General features: G+C 61.8%; 24 protein-coding genes. 6 read left to right on the forward strand and 18 right to left on the reverse strand.

The annotated features are described in order from the left end of the window. Positions 1-50: 50 nt before the first annotated feature. From BM116_RS16650 to BM116_RS16705, 11 genes are all read right to left on the reverse strand, one after another. Positions 51-2,660, reverse strand: coding sequence for an ankyrin repeat domain-containing protein (locus tag BM116_RS16650; protein WP_083727798.1), 2,610 nt, complete (start codon positions 2,658-2,660; stop codon positions 51-53). Positions 2,661-2,675: 15 nt separating this feature from the next. After that, positions 2,676-3,398: a TonB family protein gene (locus tag BM116_RS18905; protein WP_175494051.1), complete on the reverse strand. Its 723-nt coding sequence runs from the start codon at positions 3,396-3,398 to the stop codon at positions 2,676-2,678. After that, positions 3,398-3,832 carry a TonB system transport protein ExbD gene (exbD, locus tag BM116_RS16665; protein ID WP_083727794.1) on the reverse strand — a complete coding sequence of 145 codons (435 nt, stop codon included), beginning with the start codon at positions 3,830-3,832 and terminating at the stop codon, positions 3,398-3,400. Before exbD ends, BM116_RS18905 begins: the two co-directional genes overlap by 1 nt. Before the next feature lies 1 nt (position 3,833). Beyond that, positions 3,834-4,727 carry a MotA/TolQ/ExbB proton channel family protein gene (locus BM116_RS16670; protein WP_083727792.1) on the reverse strand — a complete coding sequence of 298 codons (894 nt, stop codon included), beginning with the start codon at positions 4,725-4,727 and terminating at the stop codon, positions 3,834-3,836. Positions 4,728-4,779: 52 nt separating this feature from the next. Beyond that, on the reverse strand, positions 4,780-5,085 hold the full coding sequence (locus BM116_RS16675) for a winged helix-turn-helix domain-containing protein (protein WP_083727790.1): 306 nt from the start codon (positions 5,083-5,085) through the stop codon (positions 4,780-4,782). Then, positions 5,085-5,630, reverse strand: coding sequence for a hypothetical protein (locus BM116_RS16680; protein ID WP_083727788.1), 546 nt, complete (start codon positions 5,628-5,630; stop codon positions 5,085-5,087). The genes BM116_RS16675 and BM116_RS16680 overlap by 1 nt, the downstream gene beginning before the upstream one ends. A gap of 106 nt (positions 5,631-5,736) precedes the next feature. After that, positions 5,737-6,894, reverse strand: a complete 1,158-nt coding sequence (locus tag BM116_RS16685) for a GGDEF domain-containing protein (protein WP_139056979.1) — start codon at positions 6,892-6,894, stop codon at positions 5,737-5,739. A gap of 104 nt (positions 6,895-6,998) precedes the next feature. Continuing rightward, a complete protein-coding gene (locus tag BM116_RS16690; RefSeq protein ID WP_083727784.1) occupies positions 6,999-7,535 on the reverse strand; it encodes a lipocalin family protein in 537 nt (178 codons plus the stop codon). After that, positions 7,532-8,227 (reverse strand): glutamine amidotransferase-related protein, encoded by a 696-nt coding sequence (locus BM116_RS16695; RefSeq protein ID WP_083727782.1) that lies wholly within the window; start codon positions 8,225-8,227, stop codon positions 7,532-7,534. Before BM116_RS16695 ends, BM116_RS16690 begins: the two co-directional genes overlap by 4 nt. Before the next feature lie 108 nt (positions 8,228-8,335). Beyond that, the gene (locus BM116_RS16700; protein ID WP_083727780.1) at positions 8,336-9,679 is read right to left on the reverse strand and encodes an esterase/lipase family protein; all 1,344 of its coding nucleotides are present in this window, start codon (positions 9,677-9,679) and stop codon (positions 8,336-8,338) included. Between the two features lie 156 nt (positions 9,680-9,835). Further along, positions 9,836-10,051 carry a dodecin gene (locus BM116_RS16705; protein WP_083727778.1) on the reverse strand — a complete coding sequence of 72 codons (216 nt, stop codon included), beginning with the start codon at positions 10,049-10,051 and terminating at the stop codon, positions 9,836-9,838. A gap of 245 nt (positions 10,052-10,296) precedes the next feature. Between BM116_RS16705 and BM116_RS16710 the strand changes: the two genes are divergently transcribed. Both BM116_RS16710 and BM116_RS16715 read left to right on the forward strand, forming a co-directional pair. Further along, on the forward strand, positions 10,297-12,084 hold the full coding sequence (locus BM116_RS16710; protein WP_083727775.1) for an arylsulfatase: 1,788 nt from the start codon (positions 10,297-10,299) through the stop codon (positions 12,082-12,084). A 159-nt stretch (positions 12,085-12,243) separates the two neighbouring features. Beyond that, positions 12,244-12,930 carry a VOC family protein gene (locus BM116_RS16715; protein WP_083727773.1) on the forward strand — a complete coding sequence of 229 codons (687 nt, stop codon included), beginning with the start codon at positions 12,244-12,246 and terminating at the stop codon, positions 12,928-12,930. Here the strand turns inward: BM116_RS16715 and BM116_RS16720 are convergent. The 7 genes from BM116_RS16720 to BM116_RS16750 all read right to left on the reverse strand — a co-directional run bounded on the left by BM116_RS16720 (position 12,927) and on the right by BM116_RS16750 (position 21,095). Then, positions 12,927-13,427 carry a thioesterase family protein gene (locus BM116_RS16720; RefSeq protein WP_083727771.1) on the reverse strand — a complete coding sequence of 167 codons (501 nt, stop codon included), beginning with the start codon at positions 13,425-13,427 and terminating at the stop codon, positions 12,927-12,929. The two genes, BM116_RS16715 and BM116_RS16720, sit on opposite strands and share 4 nt — an antisense overlap. A gap of 89 nt (positions 13,428-13,516) precedes the next feature. Next, on the reverse strand, positions 13,517-14,938 hold the full coding sequence (cysG, locus tag BM116_RS16725) for a siroheme synthase CysG (protein WP_083727769.1): 1,422 nt from the start codon (positions 14,936-14,938) through the stop codon (positions 13,517-13,519). 79 nt (positions 14,939-15,017) lie between these two features. Further along, positions 15,018-16,301: a serine--tRNA ligase gene (serS, locus tag BM116_RS16730; RefSeq protein ID WP_083727767.1), complete on the reverse strand. Its 1,284-nt coding sequence runs from the start codon at positions 16,299-16,301 to the stop codon at positions 15,018-15,020. 39 nt (positions 16,302-16,340) lie between these two features. Further along, complete coding sequence (crcB, locus tag BM116_RS16735; RefSeq protein WP_083727764.1) at positions 16,341-16,712, reverse strand: fluoride efflux transporter CrcB; 372 nt, start codon at positions 16,710-16,712, stop codon at positions 16,341-16,343. Then, positions 16,705-17,988, reverse strand: coding sequence for a replication-associated recombination protein A (locus BM116_RS16740; RefSeq protein ID WP_083727841.1), 1,284 nt, complete (start codon positions 17,986-17,988; stop codon positions 16,705-16,707). The genes crcB and BM116_RS16740 overlap by 8 nt, the downstream gene beginning before the upstream one ends. Before the next feature lie 49 nt (positions 17,989-18,037). Beyond that, positions 18,038-18,676 (reverse strand): outer membrane lipoprotein periplasmic chaperone LolA, encoded by a 639-nt coding sequence (lolA, locus tag BM116_RS16745; RefSeq protein WP_083727762.1) that lies wholly within the window; start codon positions 18,674-18,676, stop codon positions 18,038-18,040. A gap of 16 nt (positions 18,677-18,692) precedes the next feature. Next, the gene (locus BM116_RS16750; RefSeq protein WP_083727760.1) at positions 18,693-21,095 is read right to left on the reverse strand and encodes a DNA translocase FtsK; all 2,403 of its coding nucleotides are present in this window, start codon (positions 21,093-21,095) and stop codon (positions 18,693-18,695) included. Between the two features lie 201 nt (positions 21,096-21,296). On the opposite strand from BM116_RS16750, the gene aat reads away from it, so the two are divergent. The 4 genes from aat to BM116_RS16770 form a co-directional block, all read left to right on the forward strand. After that, positions 21,297-21,992 (forward strand): leucyl/phenylalanyl-tRNA--protein transferase, encoded by a 696-nt coding sequence (gene aat, locus BM116_RS16755; RefSeq protein ID WP_083727758.1) that lies wholly within the window; start codon positions 21,297-21,299, stop codon positions 21,990-21,992. Between the two features lie 93 nt (positions 21,993-22,085). Continuing rightward, positions 22,086-22,793 (forward strand): arginyltransferase, encoded by a 708-nt coding sequence (locus tag BM116_RS16760; RefSeq protein ID WP_083727756.1) that lies wholly within the window; start codon positions 22,086-22,088, stop codon positions 22,791-22,793. Positions 22,794-22,953: 160 nt separating this feature from the next. Then, positions 22,954-23,172 (forward strand): translation initiation factor IF-1, encoded by a 219-nt coding sequence (gene infA, locus BM116_RS16765; protein WP_036989719.1) that lies wholly within the window; start codon positions 22,954-22,956, stop codon positions 23,170-23,172. 287 nt (positions 23,173-23,459) lie between these two features. Further along, positions 23,460-23,713: transposase (locus BM116_RS16770; protein WP_139222359.1), on the forward strand; the 254-nt coding region annotated here is incomplete at its 3' end.

The raw sequence follows: 23,713 nt of genomic DNA on the forward strand, positions 1-23,713 counted from the left end.
TATCGAGGGCCCGGTAGCCCGCTTCGCTACCGGGTCATGGCTTGGCCTGGCTACTCCGTGTACTGGTCTGTTACCACCAGTTGATAGCTGACTCGACGTACGCCTCGATTGTCGATGACAACGTATCCACTTTGCTCAGGCTTCAGCCCTTGAGTATAGGCAGCACTGTAGAGAGCACGCCATGCAGACTCCACACTGTGCTGCGTGCGATCAAAGTCAAGACTGAGTACCTGCTGCTCGGGTACCTGACGGGTCACGTATCCCGCTTGCGGTACCGGTGTTCCGTCGACCGGGAAGGCGACGGTAAAGTTCAGTTGCTCAGGCGTATTGCTGGCCAGGTCATCGAACACCAGATTGAGCGGCCCGGCAACGTCGACCCGGCCACGCCGCTGCGCGGTGATAGCAACATTCACCGCCATCGCACCCACCTCATCAAGTAGCTCGTTCGGGTGCAGGCGCGTTGCCCTGCCGAACAGTACGCTGGCCGGGCGCGTGAGCAGGCGGATCGGATAAACCTGCCCATCCTCACGTACCTGCAGTTCTTCGCCGGCGCGAATGTCTACCGCCTTCTGCGCGCTGACCGGCAATGGCGCATAGGTCGATGCGCAGAGTTCAGAGCCTTTGAAACTGTCGCGCTGGCTGGCCGACAGCTGCGCATTGCCCGTCACGGCCCGGCAGATCTGCTGATCATATCCGCGCCAGGCCTGGCGCAACGCGCCCGCTTCGGTCAGCGTGCGGATGCTGCCCTCTCCGCCCTTGGCGGCGGCTAACAGCAGCGCTGTCTGCCTGCCCTGTGTTGCCTCGCGCCGATCCGGGCCACCCACCCCGATGCCCGCTACGGACGTTGTTTCCGCATGCACATTGGCACCGGCGGCTAGCAGGCGACGCATGCTTTCGATCTGATTTTGCTCGGCAGCTACCATCAAGGGTGTTTTACCCCAGGCATTGGCGGCATTGGGGTCGAACCCGCGTTGCAGCAACAGGCTAACAGCATCGGGTTTGGCAACCGCTGCCATCAAGGCGGTATCGCCGTCTGGCCCCTGGCCGCGTGCAGGCCCGAGTACCTCGGTCTCGTAGTCGATAAAGTCACTGACCACGTTCAGTGGTGCACCATTGAGCAGCACACTGTGCAGGGTGGCAAACTGGCGCCCCTGCTCCAGCGCTCCGGGCTCGGGCGCAAAGGCATAACGCGGTTGGTATTGGGCAAAGGGCGCGGGCAGATCTTGCGGCAGTTGTTCCGGCTGTTGCAGGTTTTCCATGCTGTGGGCAAAAGTCTCGTGCAGCAGCAGGCTGGCAGCCAACTGCGCTTCCTCAGCGGTGAGACCCTGATCGGCAAACATGCCGCTCAGCTCCTGCTGGGCCGGCGCAAGCATGGGCATGATGCTGCGGTAGCGCTGCTTGTTGCCGAGGTTACGCTCTGACCACGCAAAAAAAGCGTCCATCGCCGCGTCGTGACGCTCGCGGATAGCGGCTTCACGGCCACTGCGGGTGTATTCATCCACCCCCAGCAACGGCAGATTCAGCAAGGTCCACTGATATTCTTTCCAGCGCTGATGCAGGTCGCGGCGATCTTGCTGCGAGTAGCCCGGTAGCGGGTCGCCGGCCAGGTTGTTCAGCTCTGCATCCAGCAACGCGAAGGTCGGCAAGCCGCGCAACGTGTCAGTACGCGGCGGCGTCAGGTAGCTTTGCATCAAACACAGCGGTTGCAGATCTGCGCCCAGGGCGTAGACGCCGGCGTAAGCTGACTCACCGCGCGCTGCCGGCGAATAAAAGCCCCAGGTTTCATTGACCAGTGCCAGCAATTCGCCCTGATAGCTGAACAGATCGATGCTGGCGTAGTCGCTGGTTTGTGACGAGGAGGCGTTGGCGCGGCCACCGTAGTTTGGCTGTTTGGCAACCCAGGCTGGCAGGGTGCGATGGTCCATGACCACGCGATCATCGATACGCAGGCCGCGTGCGCGCTGTTGATACCCGGCATACAGGCCCGCGTTGTAGAGCTCGACCCGGTAGCGATGGCCGTTGGCTGACACCTCAGCGTCCGCAGCCCGGTTGCCGGCCAGCAGCTCAGCGCCAGTCAACTGGTTGATCCCAGGGTCACCTTTGGCGGCCAGTGCGCTGTTGAGCGCCGTGGCGATCGGGCCACAAAACCCGGCGCGCTGCTCATCTGCTACCCGAAACTCCGCATAGCTTGCCCAGGCGTGCCGCTGGGATCGAGCACCGGTTTGTGGCTCGGGCCAGGCGCGTATCTGTTCGATACGGTCGCGGTAGAGCCCCTGCAGGCAGCGCTGGGCATCGGGGTTGTCTACCAGCGACCTGTCGGAGGCATTGCCAAGCCCGCAATAGGCGCCACGGGCCAGCAGCCACTGGCGCTGGCTGGCAGCGAGCACCAAGGCTCCGGGCAGGTCCAACTGGTCCAGCCGCTTATGCAGCAGCTCTGCCAGAGCACGGTCTTGGGCGGCCAGGGCATCGCTGGCACACACCTGGCGGTGTACTTCCGGCAAGGCGCCGCTGCAGTCGAAACTGGCACGGCCCGGTGTCGGCAAGGCGGACAGGCGCGGGGTTAAATCGGGCTTGGGTTTTGGGCCCGGAGGCGGATTACTGGCGCAGGCGCCAAGTAGTGCAGTCAGAGCGATCAATGCGCCGCGTGATGGGTTCAACATGCGTTCACTCCCTGATCAATCAATAAAAATGGCTGTGCCATAAATGGTGTACTGCCCTGCTCCGCCGCCCGGCGGTGGCGGGAACGGGCCGGCCTGGCGAATCGCTTGTTCGGCCGCCTGATCCAGTACTGCGTCGCCGCAGGGGTCAATCTCGAAGGCGACCATCTGGCCGCGCTCATCCACCGTTATCTCGTAGGGGATGTAGCACTGGCGTTTGAAGTCCTCCGGGTCGCCTCGATAACCTGGCGGTGGCTTGTAGACGGAGCCGGCGGGCCGCCGCAGCTGGGCTGTCACCCTGCCCTTGACGGTATCGGCATAACCCGAAGGCGCCATGCGGCCGCGACTGCTGGCCTGCGCGCTGGGTGGCGGGGTTGGCGGCGCCGCCCACTGCTGGTTCGCGCCAAAGCTATGCACCGGCGGCCCGCTCGGCTTGGGCGGGGTTGGCGGCGGTGCTGGGCGTGGTGCTGGCTGAGGCTTCGGCGGCTCCGGGAGCGGTTCAGGCACTGGTTCAGGCTCGGGCTCGGGCTCTGGTTCCGGTTCAGGTTCTGGCTCAGGTGGAGGCGGCGGTGGTGGCGGGACATACAGGTCTACCGCAATCGCCTCCGGGCCGCTCGGCAACGGCTGATGGCGGAACTGCGCGCCCATCAGCCAGGCCAGTAGCGCCAGGTGCAAGCCGATCGACACCGCCGCGACCAGCAGGCGAACAGGCCAGCGGCTGCGGTTTGCGTTTGTGTCCATCAGGGCTCCAGTTCTTCCGAGGCGACCAAGCTAATTTGGCTGTAACCGGCCTTCTGCAGGGTGTTCATCACCTGCATCAGGGTGCCGTATTCCACTGCCTTGTCGCCGCGCAGAAACAGCCGGGTACGCACATCGTTGTCGGTGATGGCGTGCACACCGGCGGCCAGTTGCTCAAGGCTCAATGCCTGTTCCTGAACAAAGAGTTTGCCGTCGGCCTGCACGCTGACGTACACCGGCTCTTCTGGCGGCGGGTTGGGCGCTGCCGCGTTGCTCGGCAGGTCAACCGGCACATCCACAGTTGCCAGTGGCGCCGCCACCATGAAGATAATCAGCAATACGAGCATCACATCCACAAAGGGCGTGATGTTCATCTCGGCGTTTTCCTGATAGTTGTGCCGTTTGACCAACGGCCCGGAATTCAGCTGAATGCCCATATCAGCGCCCTTCGTCCAGTTGGCGGGAGACACTGGCGATCATCTCTGCCGAGAAGTTGTCCAGCGCGCCGACAAAGCCGTTAATGTCGCGGGCAAACTTGTTAAAGATCATCACCGCCGGAATCGCCGCAAACAGACCTAGCGCGGTGGCCAACAGAGCTTCGGCGATACCGGGCGCGACCACGGCCAGGCTGGCTGACTTCAGCGTGGCAATGCTGGCAAAACTGTTGAGAATGCCCCAAACGGTGCCGAACAGCCCGATAAAGGGTGCGGTCGCGCCGATGGTGGCAAGCACGCCCATCATGCTGCCCATGCGCGCCAGGTCGCGCTCCTGAACGATGCCGGCGGTCAGCGCAATACGCTGCAGCAGGCGGTTGATGCGGTCAGGCTCGTCGTTGTCGGCCTTGAGGTTGCGGTAGTGACGCAGTTCTCCCTGAGCTACCTGCCACATGCGGCCCATTGCGCTGTGTTCCAGCTGGTCACCCAGCTGCTCTGGCTGGCCGGCACGGAAGGCTTTGAGAAAGCGTGCGTTGCGACGCCGGGCGCGGCCAAAAACAAAGATCTTCTCCAGCAGCACGGCCCAGGTCAGCAGCGAGCAGAACACCAGCAGGATCATCACCGACTTCACCAGCGGGTCGGCCTGCAGGTACATCTCCTTCACGCCAAAGCTGGTATGCGTCACCTCGGCGGGCACCTGTACGGGGGCTTCACTGCTGGCGGCTGGTGCCACTGTTGACACTTCTGTTGCTGGCGGCGTGGTGCTCTCTTCTACCTCGGCCTGCGCCAGGACCAGTCCGGCCGAGGTGCCACCGGCGCCCAGCAGAACCAGCAGAGAAAGGACGCGCAAACGCTGTTGCCAACGGCTGGCGGAGTGAGTGAAGGAACGAATGTGCATGGAAACCCCGGTTGTTGTGATTGTTGTTTGATCTGTTGCATGCGCTGGCTGGTTAGCCTTCGATGTTCTGTGGTGTCAGGATGGCGTGCAGTTCGGCCACATATTGGCCAAAAGCCTCACGCCCACCCGCCGTCAGGCAGACCCGCGTACGCGGTTTCTTGCCGACAAAGTCTTTTTTGATCTGTACATAGTTGGCGCCTTCCAGGGTGCCAAGATGCGCGCCAAGATTGCCGTCAGTGGTGTCGACTATGCTGCGCAGCGAGACAAAATCCAGCCACTGTCGCGAGCCAAGCGTATTCAGCGCGGCCATGATCTTCAGGCGTACCGGCTGGTGGATCAGGTCATTGGGAGATTGCATCAGCACCTCCGCAACCAGCAGCCTGCAACCAACAGGGTCCCACCCCAGCTGAGCGCCAGCCACCACCAGTAGTGGCTACCGGCAAACCAGTAAGCGCAGCAACACAGCAGCGCCAGCGTTGCGCCAAGCACGATGTAGCGTGGGCGCGACTGGGCACCGCGAATAACGTAAAGGGTGGCAATGAACAAGGGAACAATCATGGCGCCCTGGCGCGGGGTAATTGGCCAGAACAGCACATGCAAGATAACGTCGAACAGCAGAATGGACAGAACGATGAGCAGATAACGGGGAGCAACGCCGGCAGCGTCACTGCTGCGACAGGCCATACGGGTGCCCAGAATAACGCCGCTTAGGGCAATCGCACCCCAGATCAGTAACAGGTGCGCCTGCAACAGGGCACTGAGGATGCACCCAGCCATATTGAGACTGCCCCAGAGCATGAGCTGGCTGGCCTCAAAGCGGTAGTCCTGAAAGCCGGCGACACGAGCCTGCACGTTGCTGATTTCGCGCAGCGCCTGGGCGGCCTCCTCACGGGAAGGTGGCATAGTAAAGTCCGTTATTTTGTTTTTATCGTTGCAAAGTACTCTATTTGACAGAGTAGACAAAAACAAGATGCGTATCAGGAAAATTAGTTACCCGTATTTTGCATCGTCAGGATGCGCTTAACACCGGGTCCCAGGCCTCTACACGGTTGCGGCCGTTCTCCTTGGCGCGGTACAGCGCCTGATCAGCACGCTCGACCAGGGCATGCAGTGGCGCGTGCTCCCCTGCTGCGATCAGGGTGTAGCCGATAGAGACGGTGGCGCCGGAACGGTTTTCTCCCACGCCGATATCGGTGCTCTGCCATTGTGTCCGCAGGCGCTGGGTCAGCGCCTCTAGCTGGGCGTCATCAACGTTGCTGACCAGCAGCAGAAACTCTTCTCCGCCGAAGCGGCACGCCAGGTCCTGTTCACGCAGCTGGGCCTCCAGCAGGCGCGCAAAGCTCGCCAGCACGCGGTCGCCGGCCTGATGTCCCCAGGTATCGTTGATGCGTTTGAAGTGGTCCAGATCCAGCAGTAGCAAGGCGGCAGCAACGCCTTCGCGGGAGTTCGCCGCCAATTGCTGCTGCGCCGCCTGATCAAAGGCCCGGCGGTTTAGCAGGTTGGTGAGCGAGTCATGGCTGGCCTGCTGCTTGAGTTCCTCCTGCAGGCGACGCAGCAGGAACATGATGCACAGCATCGAAAATGCGTAGATGAAGACGATCCCTTCCAGGTAGTTGAGTACCTCGACCGGCTCCGCCTGCTCGAAGGTGGTGGCCTGGATATACACCGGGTCAATGCTGTAGAGCACGAAGCGGCGCAGGTAAAGCGCGGCGTGCAGGCCCCAGATTACACACCAGGCAATCGTCAGCGTGCGTTGTCGCCCCGGCGTCAGCACCAGCTCTCGGGCCATCAGCAGGCTGATGACCACGACCACCGCGCTGTGGGTAAGAATGCTGAAACGCAGAGAATCACGCAGAACGAAGAAAGCCAGTCCCTGGGCCAGCAGAAACAGCAATTGATAGCGCAGCAGGTGTGGCGGCAAGGCGCGCTCACGGTAGCAGCGTGCGCCCCACCAGAGCACGAGATAGCCCTGGGTGAGTGCTACTGCGCTGATCCACAGTGGCAGATATTCCCGGGCAGACTGCAACAGGGCCCCGGCGACGATCATGGTCAGGCCCAGCGCCCAAAAGCGCATGGCCGGTACTTGCGGGTTGAGCGCGGCGGCAACCAGCAGGCACAACACAGCGGTAGCCGTGGTCAGCGCTAGCACCAGCATGAGGGTCGTCATGTCGAGCACGGTCAATTGCCCTGCGGGTTATTGTTTGTGCTCAGAATACCCCGTATTCATGGCCTCCTGCCATGCCCAAATACGGGGCTTGTTCTTGCGGTCGTTCAAGGGCAGGCGCTATCGCCCTGCTGCACCCAGATCAGCTCTTCGACCGCAAAACCGCGCTCACGTGCTTCCTCAACAAAAGCCTCTTTAACCTCTGCGTCGGGGTTGGGGTCGCGCGCAAGCAGCCACAGGTAATCGTGGTTGGGCCCCGAAACATAGGCGTGCTGGTAATCCGCGTCGAGCCCGAATACAGCGTAGGTGCCATAGAAGGGGCCGAAGAATGACACTTTCAAATAACCGGTGTTGTCGTCGTCAACAAAGCGCGCGGTGCCCTCTGCCTGATCCCACTGTTTTTCCTCGGCGTTGCAGCCGCGGTTGATCACGCTGATGCTGCCGTCAGCCGCTTGTTTGTACTCGGCGGTGACCTGACTGAGGCCACGCTCAAAGCCGTGGTCCAGGCGCGCGACCTCGTACCAGGTACCCAGATAGCGCTCGGCGTCAAAGGGGCTGACCGGTTCCACGCCTGTTGGCAGACGCACGCAGCCGGCCGCTGCGCTAGCGGCCAGTGCGACCAGCGCAAGTGCGTGTTTTTTCATGGCTGCTCCTCCAGTAGGTAGTCAAGCAGGCGCTCCAGCAAGGCGGCTGTCGCATCCAGGGTGTCCTGCGGCACCGCCAGGATCTGCTCTGCGCTCTGCACCTGGCCGGCCGGCACCAGTGATGCGGCATCGGCGGTGACAAAGGCATCCAGCAGCGCACGGTTGGCTTCCAGGTGAAACTGCAGCCCGATGACCGAGCGGCCCAACTGAAATGCCTGGTGACGGCAGACCTCGCTTGAGGCCAGCAATACCGCGCCGGCGGGGAGATCAAAGGTCTCGCCATGCCAGTGCAGAACGTCAATCTGGTCGGGGAAATGAAAGGCCGCGCCGTTCAGGTGCGTATTGCCGTGAATCGGCAGCCAGCCGATTTCTTTCTCCGCGCCGGGGTAGACCCGCTGGCCCAGCGCGCTGGCGATCAGCTGCGCTCCCAGGCATACCCCCAGCACGCGCTTGTCGGCGGTTAACGCCTGGCGGATAAACGCCTTTTCCGCCGCCAGCCAAGGCAGCTCAGCCTCATCGTTGACGCTCATGGGGCCACCCATGACCACCAGCAGGTCGATGTCATCGAGCGCAGGCAAGCTGTCTCCTGCGTACAGGCGGGTGCCGCTGACCTCCACTCCCCTTGCCCGCAGGCTGTCCTCGATTATTCCCAGCCCTTCAAACTCGACGTGTTGCAGGTAATGCGCGCGCATGCCCGTGTTGCTCCTTCCTACTGCCTTGGCCATCGTTCAGTGCTTCCCTAGTGTGATGAGCCGAGTATGCAAAGGTTCCCCGTTCATGACATGGCCGTGACGCGGCTCTCAGACCGCCTTGAAGCGGAATACATCGGCCTGCTGATAGCGCTTCAGGCAGAGCGTCATCAGCAGAGTGCGGTGCGGCCTGAACAGGTCTCGGGCCTGATCTGCATCCAGCATCAGCGCGCCGATGTCGCTGTCGCGATAGGTGCGGTAGCCCACCTTGTTATCCACCAGTTCGGGACAGGCGGTAATGCTCACGTACAGGCGATCACCCGGGCGCTCGTACAGCGCCTGCAAGCGGTCGCAATTGATCAGCAGACTACGGTAATGCTTGGCTTGAGAGTACACGTGCACCGAGCTGATGACCTCTTCCTGCACCAGGCGAGTCAAACGCCGGTCTCGCCGGGTTTTGTCGTCATTGAAGTAAAACTCGATGATGTAGTCGGTAGCGGATGCGCCCTGGTCGTCCAGCACGCGGATGACTGTGTTCTGGTAGGCGTTATAGTGATCTCCGCCACGCTGGCTGGCAGCGCGGCTTACCTCAAGGGTGTGCTGCGCCAACCGCTCACGCCAGTCGGCGAAGCCAGTGTCCGGCACCATCAGCGCGCCGCAGATCAGGCTCCAGGTTATCGACTCCCGGGTACCGCGACCCTTGGCGGTGATGCTGCCGTGATCTTCCCCGTCGACTATGGCAAAGGCCAACCCTTGCGCCGGGGCTTCCTGGTAGTCGATACGAGGCGCGGCGTCCGGTTGATGGCTGAAGTCGATCAGCATGCGGGCGGCCTGCAGGTTGGCGGTTGATACCCGCACGGTGCCGTCGGTGCCGGGTTTGTTGGCAACGGCGGCGATCCCGCTGTAGCCGCTATTGCCGACCAGTACGGTACACAGCAGGCTGCCATCGCCCAGCGGCGCGTCGGCGCTGAACAGATCCTGCTCGGCCAGTTCCCAGCTGTAGCTGCTGGCCAGCTCCAGACCCTTGAGAATCTGCGCGCCGGTTTCAAATAGCCGCGTGCCCTTCCAGCCCTTAACCGCGCGGCCAATGACCGAGCGCCCGGTGTGCGCCAGCGGGGAGCCGAAGTTTGCAGGAGCCAGCATCAGCAAATGGTGAATGGGGCGGCAATCGGGGGCAAAGCGCCTTAGCCAGTCACGAATGACCAGGCCACCGGTACTGTGCACAATCGCATCAACGCTCTTGGGCGCGCGAGGCAATCCGCGGTCGTCCCAGGCGCGATCAAGGGCGGCAACCAGATCGGCAAAGGTGACTTGATCGTCCAGCGAGATGTAGTCACCCAGGTGGATGTCCGCTACCTCGGCAGCGATGCCGTCAGGTGGTGGGTTGGCAAGGCGTTTGGCGAGGTCACGAAAGGAGCTGTAGCTGTCGCTCCAGCCGTGCAGAATTACCAGCATAGGTCGTCTCCGCGTTAAACGTGGGTTTCGGCGCGAATGACGACTGCTGGACGGCTTCCTGCCGGGTTTGGTTATTAACCTTAGACGCTGCAGCGATCCTTGCACAGCGCCCGCTGAATCTGTGCTGACCAGCCGGGCTGGTCACGTGGCTTTGGACTAGCTGCCCTCGACGCGAAAGCCCACTTTCATCACCACCTGGAAGTGCGCGACCTTGCCATCGACGATATGGCCACGGGTTTCCTGCACCTCAAACCATTCCAGGTTTTTTACCGTCTTGGCGCACTCGGCGATACCGCTGCTGATGGCATCGTCGATGCTGGTGGGTGAAGAGCCGACAATCTCGATGCGTTTGTACAGGTGGTGATCCGACATGTATTACCTCCATTGATGTATGCAACCCGACGCACACAACAGGCGCCCGATACTTAGTCGACGGCAGCGACGGGTCAGAGTTCCTGTTCAATCGGGACGACAGCATATTCGGCACTACCGCAACGGGGTTCCAGGATGCTGACAGCTGGCTGCCAGAGTCAGTCGGTTGGCCATCCAGGGCCGCAGCCCGGGCAGCTGCAAACGAGGATACTGGCGGCTATCAATAGAACAACAAGGATACCCTCATGCAGCGCATGCTTCCCTTTGCCCTGCTGCTTGCTTTCGGCAGCCCCCTGACCTGCGTTGTGGCGGCGGAACGGCCCAATATTCTGCTGATCGTCGCCGATGACCTGGGCTTCAGTGACGCCGGCGCCTACGGCGGTGAAATCAGCACGCCGAACATTGATCAGCTTGCTGCCGAAGGGCTGCAGTTCACCAACTTCCATGTTGCCGCCACCTGCTCACCCACCCGCTCGATGCTGATGACCGGCGTAGACAACCATCTGGTGGGCATGGGCAACATGAAGGAAATCATGGCCGACAACCAAAAGGGGCAACCCGGTTACGAGGGCTGGTTGAACGACAGCGTGGTTACCCTGCCCAGCCTGTTGCAGGACGCGGGCTACAGCACCTACATGGCGGGCAAGTGGCACCTGGGCGCACGCCCGCAGAGTCAGCCGGTGGCGCGCGGTTTTGACCGCTCTTTTGCCCTGATGGAAAGCGGAGCCGACAACTGGGAAGCCAAGCACTACCTGCCAGGCGGCAGCGCCACCTGGCTTGAGGATGGCGCGCCGGTGGAGCTGCCTGACACCTTCTACTCCTCGTTTACCTACGCGGACAAACTGATCAGCTACATTGATGGCGGCCGCGCGCAGGGTAAACCGTTTTTCGGCTACCTGGCCTTTCAGGCTGTGCATGCGCCCCACCAGGTGCCCGAAGAGTACATAGAGGGCTACCAGTCGCTGTATGACGCCGGCTGGGATCAGATTCGCGCGGATCGCTACCAGCGCCAACTGGCCAGCGGGTTGTTGCCAGACAGCGGTGAAAACCCGGTGACCGACGACTGGGGCACCTTTTACCAGCGCACCCACATCGACTGGGACACGCTGGGCGACGATGAGAAGGCCTATCGCAGCCGTCAGATGGCCGTTTTTGCCGGCATGGCCGAGGCGATGGATCAGAGCATCGGCAAGGTCATTCGCTATCTCAAGGACAGCGGGCAGTATGACAACACGCTGATTCTGTTCATGAGCGACAACGGCGGTGAGTCCACGGTGCTGCGTGAGGTGGCGCCGCTGTTCTACCGCCTGCGCTACAACACTGATTACGACGCCTTGGGCGCGCCCGGCAGCTACAGCGAATACGGCCCGGGCTGGGCTTACGCCTCCAATACGCCGTTCTACTCGTTCAAGGGCTCACCGTTCAGCGGTGGCATGCGGGTGCCCTTGATTGTCAGCCAGCCTGGCCGTATCGCGGCCGGCACGCGAACTCACAGCTTTGGTTACGTTACCGACATCACGCCTACCCTGTTGGATATCGCCGGCGTCGCACAGCCCGATGGCGAGTATCGCGGCCAGGCAGTGCACGACATTATGGGCACCAGCATGCGCGCGCTGCTTGAAGGGCGCGCCGAGCGGATCCATGCCCCGGACCAGCCTACGGTATATGAACTGGCCGGTGGCATTGCCGTGTGGCTGGGTGACTACAAGCTTGTGACCTCCAAGACCAGCTCGATTCCGGCTCGCAGCGGCCCGCAGCTGTTCAACGTGACCGAAGACCCACTGGAGCGACACAACCTGGCAGAACAGCATCCAGAGAAGGTCGAGCAGATGATGCAGATCTACCGCGATTATGTGGTTCGCAACCAGGTGATTGAAGTGCCCGATGACTACCGAGCCTGGGAGCAGGTGAAGAAAAATGGCCGCGAGCAGTTCATTGCCAACCACCGTCTGAGCTTGCTGCTGTTCGGCTTGGCAGTGATTGCCCTTGTGGTGCTGGGTGGCTGGTTGCTGGTGCGTCGCCAGCGCCACTGACGGGCGCCGATAAGCGGACGCAATGATTGAAAATTTGTCTGCTGATTCGATCTGGCTCTACCTGCGGCAGGCGAACTAGGCTTGTACCCTGCTCCACCATCAGTGCACCTGAGGTGGTTATCTGCGGGGTCCCGCCCCGCCCACTGCCGGGAGAGCCCTGTGAGTCTGGCCAAAGGCTATTTCGATGTTGGATTGTTCACCAATCAGTATGAGGCGCAGCAGCGTTTCTGGTCTGAGCAGGTAGGCCTGCCTTTCGACCATACGCTCAAGCTGGGTGGTGGCGTACGCCAGCACCGCTATCAGGCAGGCGATGCGGTGCTGAAACTCAATGATGCACGCGACGCCCTGCCGATGGCTGAACGTCAGCCAATTGCCGCATTGCTGGTGGCGGTTGCCGGCCTTAGCGCACCGCGCGAGCTGCAAGACCCGGACGGCAACGCCATTACCCTGGTACCGGCCGGCCATGAGGGTATCAACGGCCTGGCCGTTCGCCTGCAGGTTACCGATGTGGCCCAGAGCAGCCAGTTCTACCAACAGGTGCTTGCCTGTACCGAGGTGTCGCCGGGCGTGCTGCGCTGCGGCGAGGCGTTGCTACTGCTTGAGCAGGCAAGCGCGAGGTGCGCCCCTGACACTGCCCCGCTGGTGGCCAAAGGACTGCGCTATCTCACGCTGCAGGTTTTTGATTGCGACGCGGCCTATGCCAGCGCTCTGGCGGCTGGAGCCGAGGGAACAAAGGCGCCGGTAAACATGGGCAGCACCGCCCGAATCGCCTTTATCCGCGACCCGGACGGCATCTGGATCGAGCTGTCAGAGCGCGCCTCGGTCACGGGCAAGACGATCGGCTAGCCGCACAGGTAGGTGCCCGTTCCGACTGCGATCAGGTTGCCGTCATCGGCGTGCAGCTCGGAGCGCACCACCCCGACCTTATTGCCGGAGCGCAGCGGAACAGAGGTGCAGACAAACTGCTCGCCGCGGCCCGGGCGCAGGTAATCGACCCGCAGATCAATGGTACCCAGCTTGGACAGCCGTACCATGCGCTCCTGCAGACTTAGATGTGCGTGCCTTTCAAATGCCCCGATCATCGCCATAGCCCCACCGCAGACGTCGATCAGCGAGGAAATGGCGCCGCCGTGCAGGATGCCCTGGGTGTAGTTGCCGATCAGGTCAGGTCGCATACGGATGCTCATCGCCACGCAGTCAGGGCGAATCTCGTCGATTTCGATACCCAGCAGCTGGTTATAAGGGATGCGATTGAAGAATCCGTGAACGGTCTTGATCAAATCGTCCGGCAACAGCACCGGATGGTCGTCTGATGCCGGGGGCGTGAGAGCAGATGTAGTCATGGGTAACTCCTGAAACAGTGGGTTACACCCTGCCCTATTAGCTCGCGGCGTACCAGAGCTGGACGGCTCTGCGTCCAGCATTTGGCAGTTTAGCCCTGATCGGTACCGAGTACGCCCCGCGTGCCGGCCTGCGCCTCAAACCACTTGAGTTTGTCGTGCAACTGAACCACTTCGCCGACAATCAGCAGCGTCGGCGGCTTGATCGCCTCTCCGGCCACCCGCTCGGCCATGTCGGCCAGGGTGCCGATCAGCACTTTCTGGTTATGCGTTGTACCCTGCTGTACCAGCGCAATGGGCGTCTGCGCATCGCGCCCGTGGGCTATCAGCTGGCTGCAAATATCGGGCAGACCGACCAGGCCCATGTAGAACACCAGCGTCTGCCCCGGCGAGACCAGGTCACGCCATGGCAGGTTGGTGCTGCCGTCTTTCAGATGACCAGTGACAAAGCGCACAGACTGCGCGTAGTCACGGTGGGTCAGCGGGATGCCCGCGTAGGCCGAGCAGCCATTGGCAGCGGTAATGCCGGGTACAACCTGAAACGGCACGCCGTGGGTTGCCAGCTCTTCGATTTCTTCGCCGCCACGGCCAAAAATGAAGGGGTCACCGCCTTTGAGCCTCAGCACACGCTTGCCTTGCTGGGCCAGACGCACCAGCAACTGGTTGATTTCCTCCTGCGGCACTGCATGGTCGCTGCGCGCCTTGCCAACGTAGATGCGATCAGCGTCGCGGCGGCACAGGTCAATGATCGCCGGTGCTACCAGGCGGTCATGCAGTACCACGTCGGCCTGCTGCATCAGGCGCAGTGCACGGAATGTCAGCAGGTCCGGGTCGCCCGGGCCGGCCCCCACCAGGTAGACCTCGCCTTGATAGACCTTGTCGCGCTGGCCGCGCAGCTCGGCTTCCAGCATGACCGCCGCCTCCGCGTCACGGCCGGCGAAGACACGCTCAGCCACCTCGCCCTGGAAGATGTTCTCCCAGAAGGCGCGGCGCTGGTTGATGGTCGGAAACGCGTCCTTCACCTGCTGGCGGAAGCGTTTGGCCAGCTGTGCCAGGCGGCCATAGGCAGCGGGGAACAGGGTCTCGATACGGGCCCGTGTGAGGCGTGCCAGTACAGGTGCATGGCTGCCGCTAGAAACGGCGATGAGCAACGGGGAGCGGTCGACAATGGCGGGGAAAATCACCGTGCACAGGTGAGGCGCGTCCACGGCATTGACCGGGATGCGCAGCGCCTGGGCATCGGCCGATACCCGCGCATTGAGGCTCTCATCGTCGGTAGCGGCGATCACCAGAACAGCATGATCCAGGTCCGAGGGCTGATAGCCACCCTCCCGGACGCTGCCGTGGCCGTTGGCGACCAGCTCGCGCAGGGCGGGTTCGATCTGTGGCGCAACCACGTACAGACAAGCTTTTGCTTCACTCAAAAGCCGCGCTTTGCGCAGCGCGATTTCGCCACCGCCGACAACCAGTACACGACGCCCGGCAAGATTGTGAAACAGCGGCAGAAATTCCATACAGGTGCGTCTCGTCTACAAGGTCATAACGGCAAAGCGGGAGCCATCGGCTCCCGCTGAGGTGAAGGGTTCTGTCAGCTTAGCCGATGCGGTCGGCGCCACCCATGTAGCTGCGCAGGGCCTGCGGCACTTCGATGCTGCCGTCAGCCTGCTGGTAGTTCTCCAGCACGGCAACCAGCGTGCGGCCTACCGCCAGGCCTGAGCCGTTCAGTGTGTGCACCAGCTCCGGCTTGCCGGTTTCAGGGTTACGCCAGCGAGCCTGCATGCGGCGGGCCTGAAAGTCGCCGCAGTTGGAGCAGGAGGAAATCTCGCGGTACTTGCCCTGACTCGGAATCCAGACTTCCAGATCGTAGGTTTGCTGGGCGCTGAAGCCCATGTCTCCAGTGCACAGCGCCATGGTGCGGTACGGCAGCTCCAGACGCTTGAGTACGTCCTCGGCGTGGCCGGTCAGCTCTTCGAGTGCGGCGGTGGACTGCGCCGGGCGAACGATCTGCACCATCTCAACCTTGTCGAACTGGTGCTGGCGAATCATGCCGCGGGTATCACGACCAGCCGAGCCGGCTTCGCTGCGGAAGCACGGGGTATGGGCGGTCAGTTTCAGCGGCAACTCTTCTGCGCCGAGGATGCTCTGGCTGACGATGTTGGTCAGCGAGACCTCGGCGGTCGGGATCAGGTACAGGTCCCGTTGATCTTCACCACGGCTGATCTTGAACAGGTCTTCGTCAAACTTCGGCAGCTGACCGGTGCCCTGCAGCGCCTCGGCCTGAACCAGGTAAGGCGTATAGGCTTCTTCATAACCGTGTTCGTTGACGTGCAGATCGAGCATGAACTGGGCGAGCGCGCGGTGCAGCCGGGCAATAGGCCCGCGCATCAGAGCAAAGCGCGCGCCGGACAGCTTGGCAGCCGTCTCAAAATCCAGGTAACCGTGTTGCTCGCCCAGCGCCACGTGGTCTTTGACATCAAAGTCGAAGCTGCGCGGCGTGCCCCAGCGGCGCACTTCAACGTTCTCGTCTTCGCTCTCACCGACCGGAACGGATTCGGCCGGCAGGTTGGGCATGCTCAGTAGCAGCGCGTCCAGCTCCTGCTGGATGCCCTCAAGTTCCTGCTTGGCCTCAGCCAGTTCGTTACCCATACGGTCGACATCGGCCAGCAGCGGTTGGATATCCTCACCGCGTGCCTTGGCTTGCCCGATCGACTTGGAGCGACTGTTGCGTTCGGCCTGCAGGGTTTCGGTGCGGGTCTGGACGGCCTTGCGGCGTGACTCCAGGGCATCGAGCTGGGCCAGGTCCAGCGCAAAGCCACGGGTGGCCAGGCGCTCGGCGAGCAGTTGCGGTTGAGTACGAACGAGTTTGGCATCAAGCATGGGTGATCATCATCTTTTGCAGTTTCAGGTGACGGCTGGTCAGCGTGTCAGCGACAGCCCAGCCCAGGTGGCGAGCAGGCCGAGACAGACACTGAGCAAAACATAGCCCAGAGCCAACAGGCCCTCGCCGTTCTCCAGCAGCCTCAGCGTATCCAGAGAAAAGGTCGAAAAGGTGGTAAAGGCGCCAAGCAAACCGGTCACCAGCAATTGACGCAGTACCGGCGAAAGCTCGGGGCGCTCCAGCCAAAGGCCGTATAGTACACCGATCAGCAGGCATCCGAGCAGATTCACCAACAAGGTGGGTAACGGAAACAGCTTGGGCCAGTGCGCCATGGACCACTGCGCCACGCCAAAGCGCGCCAGGGCACCCAGCGCCCCGCCCAGCATGACCGCCATACACAGCTTAATCATCCGACCTCCGTTGCCTGCTGCTCGCGGCATCCAGGGCGCGCAGGTGTTGCAGTTTCTGGGCAATCTTCAATTCCAGGCCCCGTGGTACCGGCTGGTAATACTGACGCGGCTCAATCACTTCAGGGAAGTAATCTTCACCGGCGGCGTAGGCCTCCGGTTCATCGTGAGCATAGCGATAGCCATCGCTGTAGCCCAACTCCTTCATCAGCTTGGTCGGCGCGTTACGCAGATGCAGCGGTACCTCCAGCGAGCCCTGGCCGGCAACATCGCGCATTGCGCTGTTGAACGCGTTGTATACCGCGTTGCTCTTGGGTGCACAGGCCAGATAGGTGATTGCCTGGGCAACGGCCAGCTCACCCTCGGGACTGCCGAGACGCTCTTGTACGTCCCAGGCATTAAGGCACAACGTCAGCGCTCTGGGATCAGCATTGCCGATATCTTCGCTGGCCATTCTTACCACGCGCCGGGCGATGTAGAGCGGGTCGCAGCCGCCGTCGAGCATGCGGGCAAACCAGTAAAGCGCCGCATCAGGGTTGGAGCCGCGCACAGATTTGTGCAAGGCCGAGATCTGATCGTAAAAGGCTTCGCCGCCCTTGTCGAAACGTCGGCGGTTGTCGCTGAGCAGCTCGCCGAGCAACTCCACCTCGATGACACCGCCCTGCTCCACCAGGTCGGCGGCAATCTCCAGCAAGTTCAGCAATCGCCGCGCGTCTCCGTCACTGGCATCGAGCAGCAACTGGCGCGCTTGCGGACTGAGCTGCAACTGCAGTGCACCAAGGCCGCGCTCCATGTCCTCCAGGGCACGGTCCAGCAGCCCGCTCAAGGCTTCTTCGTCCAGGCCCTTGAGTACGTAGACCCGAGCGCGGGACAACAAGGCGTTGTTCAGCTCAAAGGACGGGTTTTCGGTGGTGGCGCCAATAAACAGCAGGGTGCCGTCTTCAACATAGGGCAGAAAGGCATCCTGCTGCGCCTTGTTGAAGCGGTGCACTTCATCAACAAACAGGATGGTCCGCCGCCCGTTGGCTGCGTAGTTCTGCCGTGCGATATCCACTGCCTGGCGAATGTCCTTAACCCCGGCCAGGACTGCAGAGAGGGTTTCAAAGTGAGCGTCGGTAACGGTGGCGATCAGGCGGGCCAAGGTTGTCTTACCGACGCCGGGTGGCCCCCAGAAAATCATTGAGTGCAGTGCGCCCTGCTCCAGCGCCGTGCGCAGCGGGCGGCCGGCGCCCAGCAGATGCGACTGGCCCGCGTATTCATCCAGATTGCGCGGGCGCATGCGCGCAGCCAGCGGCTCGCGCGGCGCCGGCGGCGCGAATAGACCGTCGTTATTCACTGATCACGTCGACCCCGTCCGGCACCTCGAACTGGAAGGTGTCGGCAGCAACCGGCTCATTCAGCACCACGTTCTGGAACAGAATATTGGTGCGCTGGCCAATCGGGTCGTTGAGCTGCATGTCGTTGATCAGCCTATCACGGAAGGACAGGCGCAGGGTTTCAAACATGGTGTCATTGGCCTTGGGCGTCAGCACAAAATCATCCACGGTGCCACCCTGGGTCCAGCGGATGCTGAAGTTGTCGGTCAGGGTGCTGACGTCGCCAGACAGCAGCAGCGCAGGGGTATGCGTCAGGCGCTGGTCCAGCTTCTGGATGGTGACCTGCATCAGGTCAGGATCATACAGCCAGACCTGCTCGCCATCGGAGATCAGTACCTGCTCCAGCGGCGGATCGGTGTGCCAGCGAAACTTGCCCGGGCGCTGCAGGGTCACCTGACCGCTGGTTTCCTGCAGGTTGGAGCCGTTGGAGCTGAGCGTCATCTGCGAGAAATTACCGGTCAGCGTGTTGGCCGCCGACAGCAGCTCGTTCAGGCGCTCGGCGGCCGCTGCTTCGTCCTCAGCCATGGCCGGCGCTGCCAGCAGTGCAGCGCACAGCGCAATCCAGCGCCAACCAGTGATGCGATTCAACATAACAGGGTTACTCCCCTCAATCCCGGACCGGCGGCGGTGCAATCACCTCGCGCGAGCCGTTGGTGTTCATTGCGGTAACTACACCGGCCATTTCCATCGCTTCAATCATGCGCGCGGCCCGGTTGTAGCCAATCTTGAGTTTGCGCTGTACCGCAGAAATAGACGCGCGGCGGCTTTCGGTGACAAAGCGCACGGCTTCGTCGTACAGCGCGTCTTCTTCGCTGTCGTCTCCACCACCGCTGCCGCCGTCGAAGCTGCCACCACCGGCCGAGTCGTCAGCACCATCGAGAATATCCTGGATGTAATCCGGCTCGCCCCGCTGCTTCCACTCATCCACCAGGCGGTGTACTTCTTCGTCCGATACAAACGCGCCGTGGACCCGCACCGGCAAGCTGGTACCCGGCGGCATGTAGAGCATGTCGCCATTGCCCAGCAGCTGCTCTGCCCCACCCTGATCAAGGATGGTGCGCGAGTCGATCTTGCTGGAGACCTGGAAGGCCATACGGGTTGGAATATTTGCCTTGATCAGACCGGTAATCACGTCCACAGACGGGCGCTGGGTAGCCAGAATCAGGTGGATGCCGGCGGCCCGCGCTTTCTGGGCGATACGCGCAATCAGTTCCTCGACCTTCTTGCCGACGATCATCATCATGTCGGCAAACTCGTCGATTACCACTACGATCACCGGCAGCGATTCGAGTTCCGGTGCTTCGTCTTCCATGCTTTCGCGGCGGTACAGCGGATCGGTCAGCGGCGTGCCGGCCTTGGCGGCGTCTTTCACCTTGCGGTTGAAGCCCGCCAGGTTGCGCACACCCATTGCGGCCATCAGTTTATAGCGGCGCTCCATCTCGGCCACACACCAGCGCAGCGCGTTGGAGGCTTCCTTCATATCGGTCACAACCGGCGCGAGCAGGTGCGGAATACCCTCGTAGATCGACAGCTCCAGCATCTTCGGGTCGACCATGATCAGGCGAACCTCGGCAGGCGTGGCCTTGAACAGGATGCTCAGCAGCATGGCGTTGACGCCGACCGACTTACCCGAGCCAGTGGTACCCGCCACCAGCAGGTGGGGCATCTTGGCCAGATCAGCCATCACCGGGTGCCCGCCGATGTCGTGCCCCAGCGCCAGGGTTACCGGAGACTGGGCCTCATCGAATTCGCGGGTTTCCAATACTTCGGACAGACGCACGATCTCGCGGTCTTCATTGGGAATCTCGATACCCACGGTGGTCTTGCCCGGAATAACCTCAACCACCCGCACGCTGATCACCGCCAGCGAGCGCGCCAAATCCTTGGCCAGGTTGGAAATCTTGCTGACCTTGACGCCCGGGGCCGGTTGAATCTCAAAACGGGTGATCACCGGGCCTGGCTGTACCTTCTCAACCTCGGCTTCAACACCAAAGTCCTTGAGCTTGATCTCCAGCAGGCGCGACATGCCTTCCAGCGATTCGGCAGAAAACCCCTTGGTCTTCTTGCTCGGCGGATCCAGCAGGCCAATCGGTGGCAGGGAGCCCGGGTCAGTGGTATTGCTGAACAGCGTGGACTGCTTTTCTTTCTGGCTGCGCACGCTGGCCTCGGCGGGCTTGGTATCCAGCGGGACAATCTCCGGTGGCGTGCGGGTTTCCTGCGCGGCGACATGGCGAGCCAAGGCTTCCTGGCGCTGGGCTTTTGAGGCATCGGCGCGGCGCTGTTCTTCAACGCTGAAAGCCGGTTCCTTGCGTGGGGCCGGGGCGCGGCTTTCACGCGGCGCTGGCGTGTCTACGCGGCCGTCGGCGCGGCGCGCACGCCAGCTGTGCCAGCCGCGCTTGAGCAAATCCAGCAGGTCCAGCGTCAGCTTGCCGGTCAGGTCCATGACTTTGAGCCACGACAGGTTGGTGAACACCGTGAGACCGAACAGAAACAGAGTCAGAAACAGTAGCGTGCTGCCTTGCAGGTTGAGCACTGGCCGGCTCAGGCCGCTCAGCAGCTCGCCAAGAATGCCGCCTGCGCCCGCCCCCTCAGGGAAGTGCGCGCCGGGTGTGCCATGCAGCGCTGCCAGCGCAGTGCCCGCCAGCAGCGTCAAGACAAAGCCGATCAGGCGCCAGGAGAACAGCCAGCCGTTCCAGATCATCGGCTGATGGCGCCGGCGGAACATCTGATACACCTTGACCGCGACGATCAGGGGGAACAGAAAGGCCAGATAACCCAGGGTCAGCAGCAGGACGTCAGCGATCCATGCGCCCATGCGGCCGCCGGCATTCTGCACATCGGCAACACTGCCGCTGCGCGTCCAGCCCGGGTCGGTCGCATCAAAGGTGAACAGCGCCATGCACAAGTACAGGCACAGGGCGATCATGGCCAGCAAGGCGCCCTCGCGCAGACGCAGTGCCAGCTGTTCACGCCAGACCAACGGGGTTTTCGGGGCTGCGGTATCCTTCAAAACAAAGCTTCCATCACAGGTGAGGCGGTCATTGTACGGCCTGAGTCGACCGTTTTCACAACCAGAGTGCACAATACAGCACAAGCAGACCGGGTATCGCCACAAATGTTCCCGGTTGCCGGGTTACTTTATTGATTGGCGACAATAACTTATAACCGGTATCTGACAAAACGTTTGAATTTTTTATGAGTACTCCTGCACATGCCGCAACTGACCTGGCTGACCGCTGACAGCGCCACCTTTCCGCCGCCCGAGCGCGCCATGGCTGAGCCGAACGGCCTGCTGGCGGCTGGCGGCGATCTGACGCCAGCCCGTTTGCTGCAAGCCTATCGCCAGGGCATCTTCCCCTGGTTCGCCCCGGGCCAGCCGATCCTCTGGTGGTGTCCGGACCCACGCACCGTTGTGCGCCCGGCAGACCTGCATGTGTCACGCAGCATGCGCAAGGTGTTGAAGCAGGGTCGACTGCGCGTCGCGTTTGATCGCAACTTTCCAGCAGTGATCAGCGCCTGTGCAGCGCCCCGGGCAGGCGCATCCGGCACATGGATCACGCCAAAGATGCAGGACGCCTATATCGAGCTGCACCGTCTGGGGCACGCCCACTCTGTTGAGGTCTATCAGGATGACGAGTTGGTGGGTGGCCTTTACGGTATCGCGCTGGGGCGGGTGTTTTTTGGCGAATCCATGTTCAGCCGCGTAGATAATGCCTCTAAAGTGGCTTTTATTAGCCTGGTACGCCAACTGGAGGCGTGGGGCTTTGCGCTGATCGACTGCCAGATGCCTACCGAGCACCTGTTCAGCTTGGGTGCCAGCAGCATGCCGCGTGCCGAATTTTGTGCCGAGCTGGCCCGCCTGTGCCCACCAAACAGCTCGTCCGCCTGGGGCGCAGAGCAACCGTAACGTCTCGGGCTGCGTGCTTAAAGGCGCTTAGCGGGTCTGTGGTATTGGCCGGCGCTTCCTTTATACTCGGTGCATTGTTGACCGGGAGATGTCATGACTGACCTGTCGCAGCTCAAGTTCTACGCCACGCACCCTCACCCCTGCAGCTATCTGCCGGAAGAGCGCGCGACGACGCTGTTTCTTGATCCGCAGCAGCCGATCGATCTGGACACCTACAGCCGCCTGTCAGAGCTGGGCTTTCGCCGCAGCGGCGACCACCTTTATCGCCCCCACTGCAAACAGTGCAGCGCCTGCATTCCGGCGCGTATCCCCGCCGCAGACTTCACGCCCAGCAGCGGCCAGAAGCGCATCATCAAGCGCAATCGAGACCTTGAGGTAAGTGAACTCAAACCCGAGGCAACCGATGAGATCTACGCCCTCTACGAGCGCTACATCAACGCGCGTCATGCTGACGGCGACATGTTCCCACCCAGCCGCGAACAATTTGAGTCCTTCCTGGCCAAGGACTGGAGTTTCTGCCGGTTTCATGCCTTTCGCGAACAGGGCTCGCTGGTTGCCATCGCGGTAACCGATCACATGCGCAACGGCCTGTCTGCCGTATACACCTTTTTTGACCCGGACCAGCCGCGCCGCAGCCTGGGGCGCTACGCAATCCTCTGGCAGATAGAGGAAGCCCGGCGCCTGGGGTTGGACGCCGTCTACCTCGGCTACTGGATCAAGAACTGCCGCAAGATGAACTACAAGACCGAATATCGGCCGCTGGAAATGCTGGTCAATCAGCGCTGGATTCGCCTCAGCTAGGCGGCGTACAGGTCGCCACTCAGGTGATCACTCGCAGCTGCCGCACAGAAAAATCCCCGTCAAACTTGGCGCTTGTGCTCTTTTCAGGCACAATTAGCCACCTTTTTTGTGGGTACTCTCCACCACCCACCCGAATTTCACCCCGAGAGGTTGTTGCTTAATGGCAAAAGAAGACAGCATTGAAATGGAAGGCACCATCGTCGACACCCTGCCGAACACCATGTTCCGCGTTGAACTGGAAAACGGCCATGTCGTGACTGCCCACATTTCAGGCAAGATGCGCAAGAACTACATCCGCATCCTGACTGGTGACAAGGTACGCGTAGAACTGACTCCCTACGACCTGACCAAGGGTCGCATCACCTACCGCGCCCGCTGATACCCTGTCCCCGCCGGGCACCCTCCCCGCCCGGCAGACCACCCTACCCAGCCGATGACCACCCATACCCGATCAGTCGGGTGTTTTTGTTGCTGGTCGCATAATGCGCAGTGCGGACTAACCTACAGGCTTGCCTGCCAAGGCATGCTGGCCACTGGCCGAATGCCTCTGCACCCAAACCCATAAAAAAACCCGCTCATGTGAGCGGGTCAGACTGCTGACAAAGCCCCTAGCCGAAAGGCGGGGGCTTTTGTTTAATGGGTTGTCGTTTATCGCAGGCCAACCCGATGCTCAAACCCCCTTCACCCAAACAACACGCGCTGGAGATGGTCACCCTCGAAGAACTGGTGCCAGCTGACCATCTGCTGCGCAAGATCGCCCAGCACATTGATTTCGAGTTCATTCGTCCTGCCACCCAGCACCTGTATTGTGCTGACAACGGTCGCCCGGCGATTGACCCGGTCACTCTGTTCAAGATGCTGTTTATTGGCTACCTGTTCGGCGTGCGCAGCGAACGACAGTTAATGCGCGAGATTCAGGT

This window comes from Halopseudomonas pachastrellae, from assembly GCF_900114765.1.
Lineage (GTDB): Bacteria > Pseudomonadota > Gammaproteobacteria > Pseudomonadales > Pseudomonadaceae > Halopseudomonas > Halopseudomonas pachastrellae.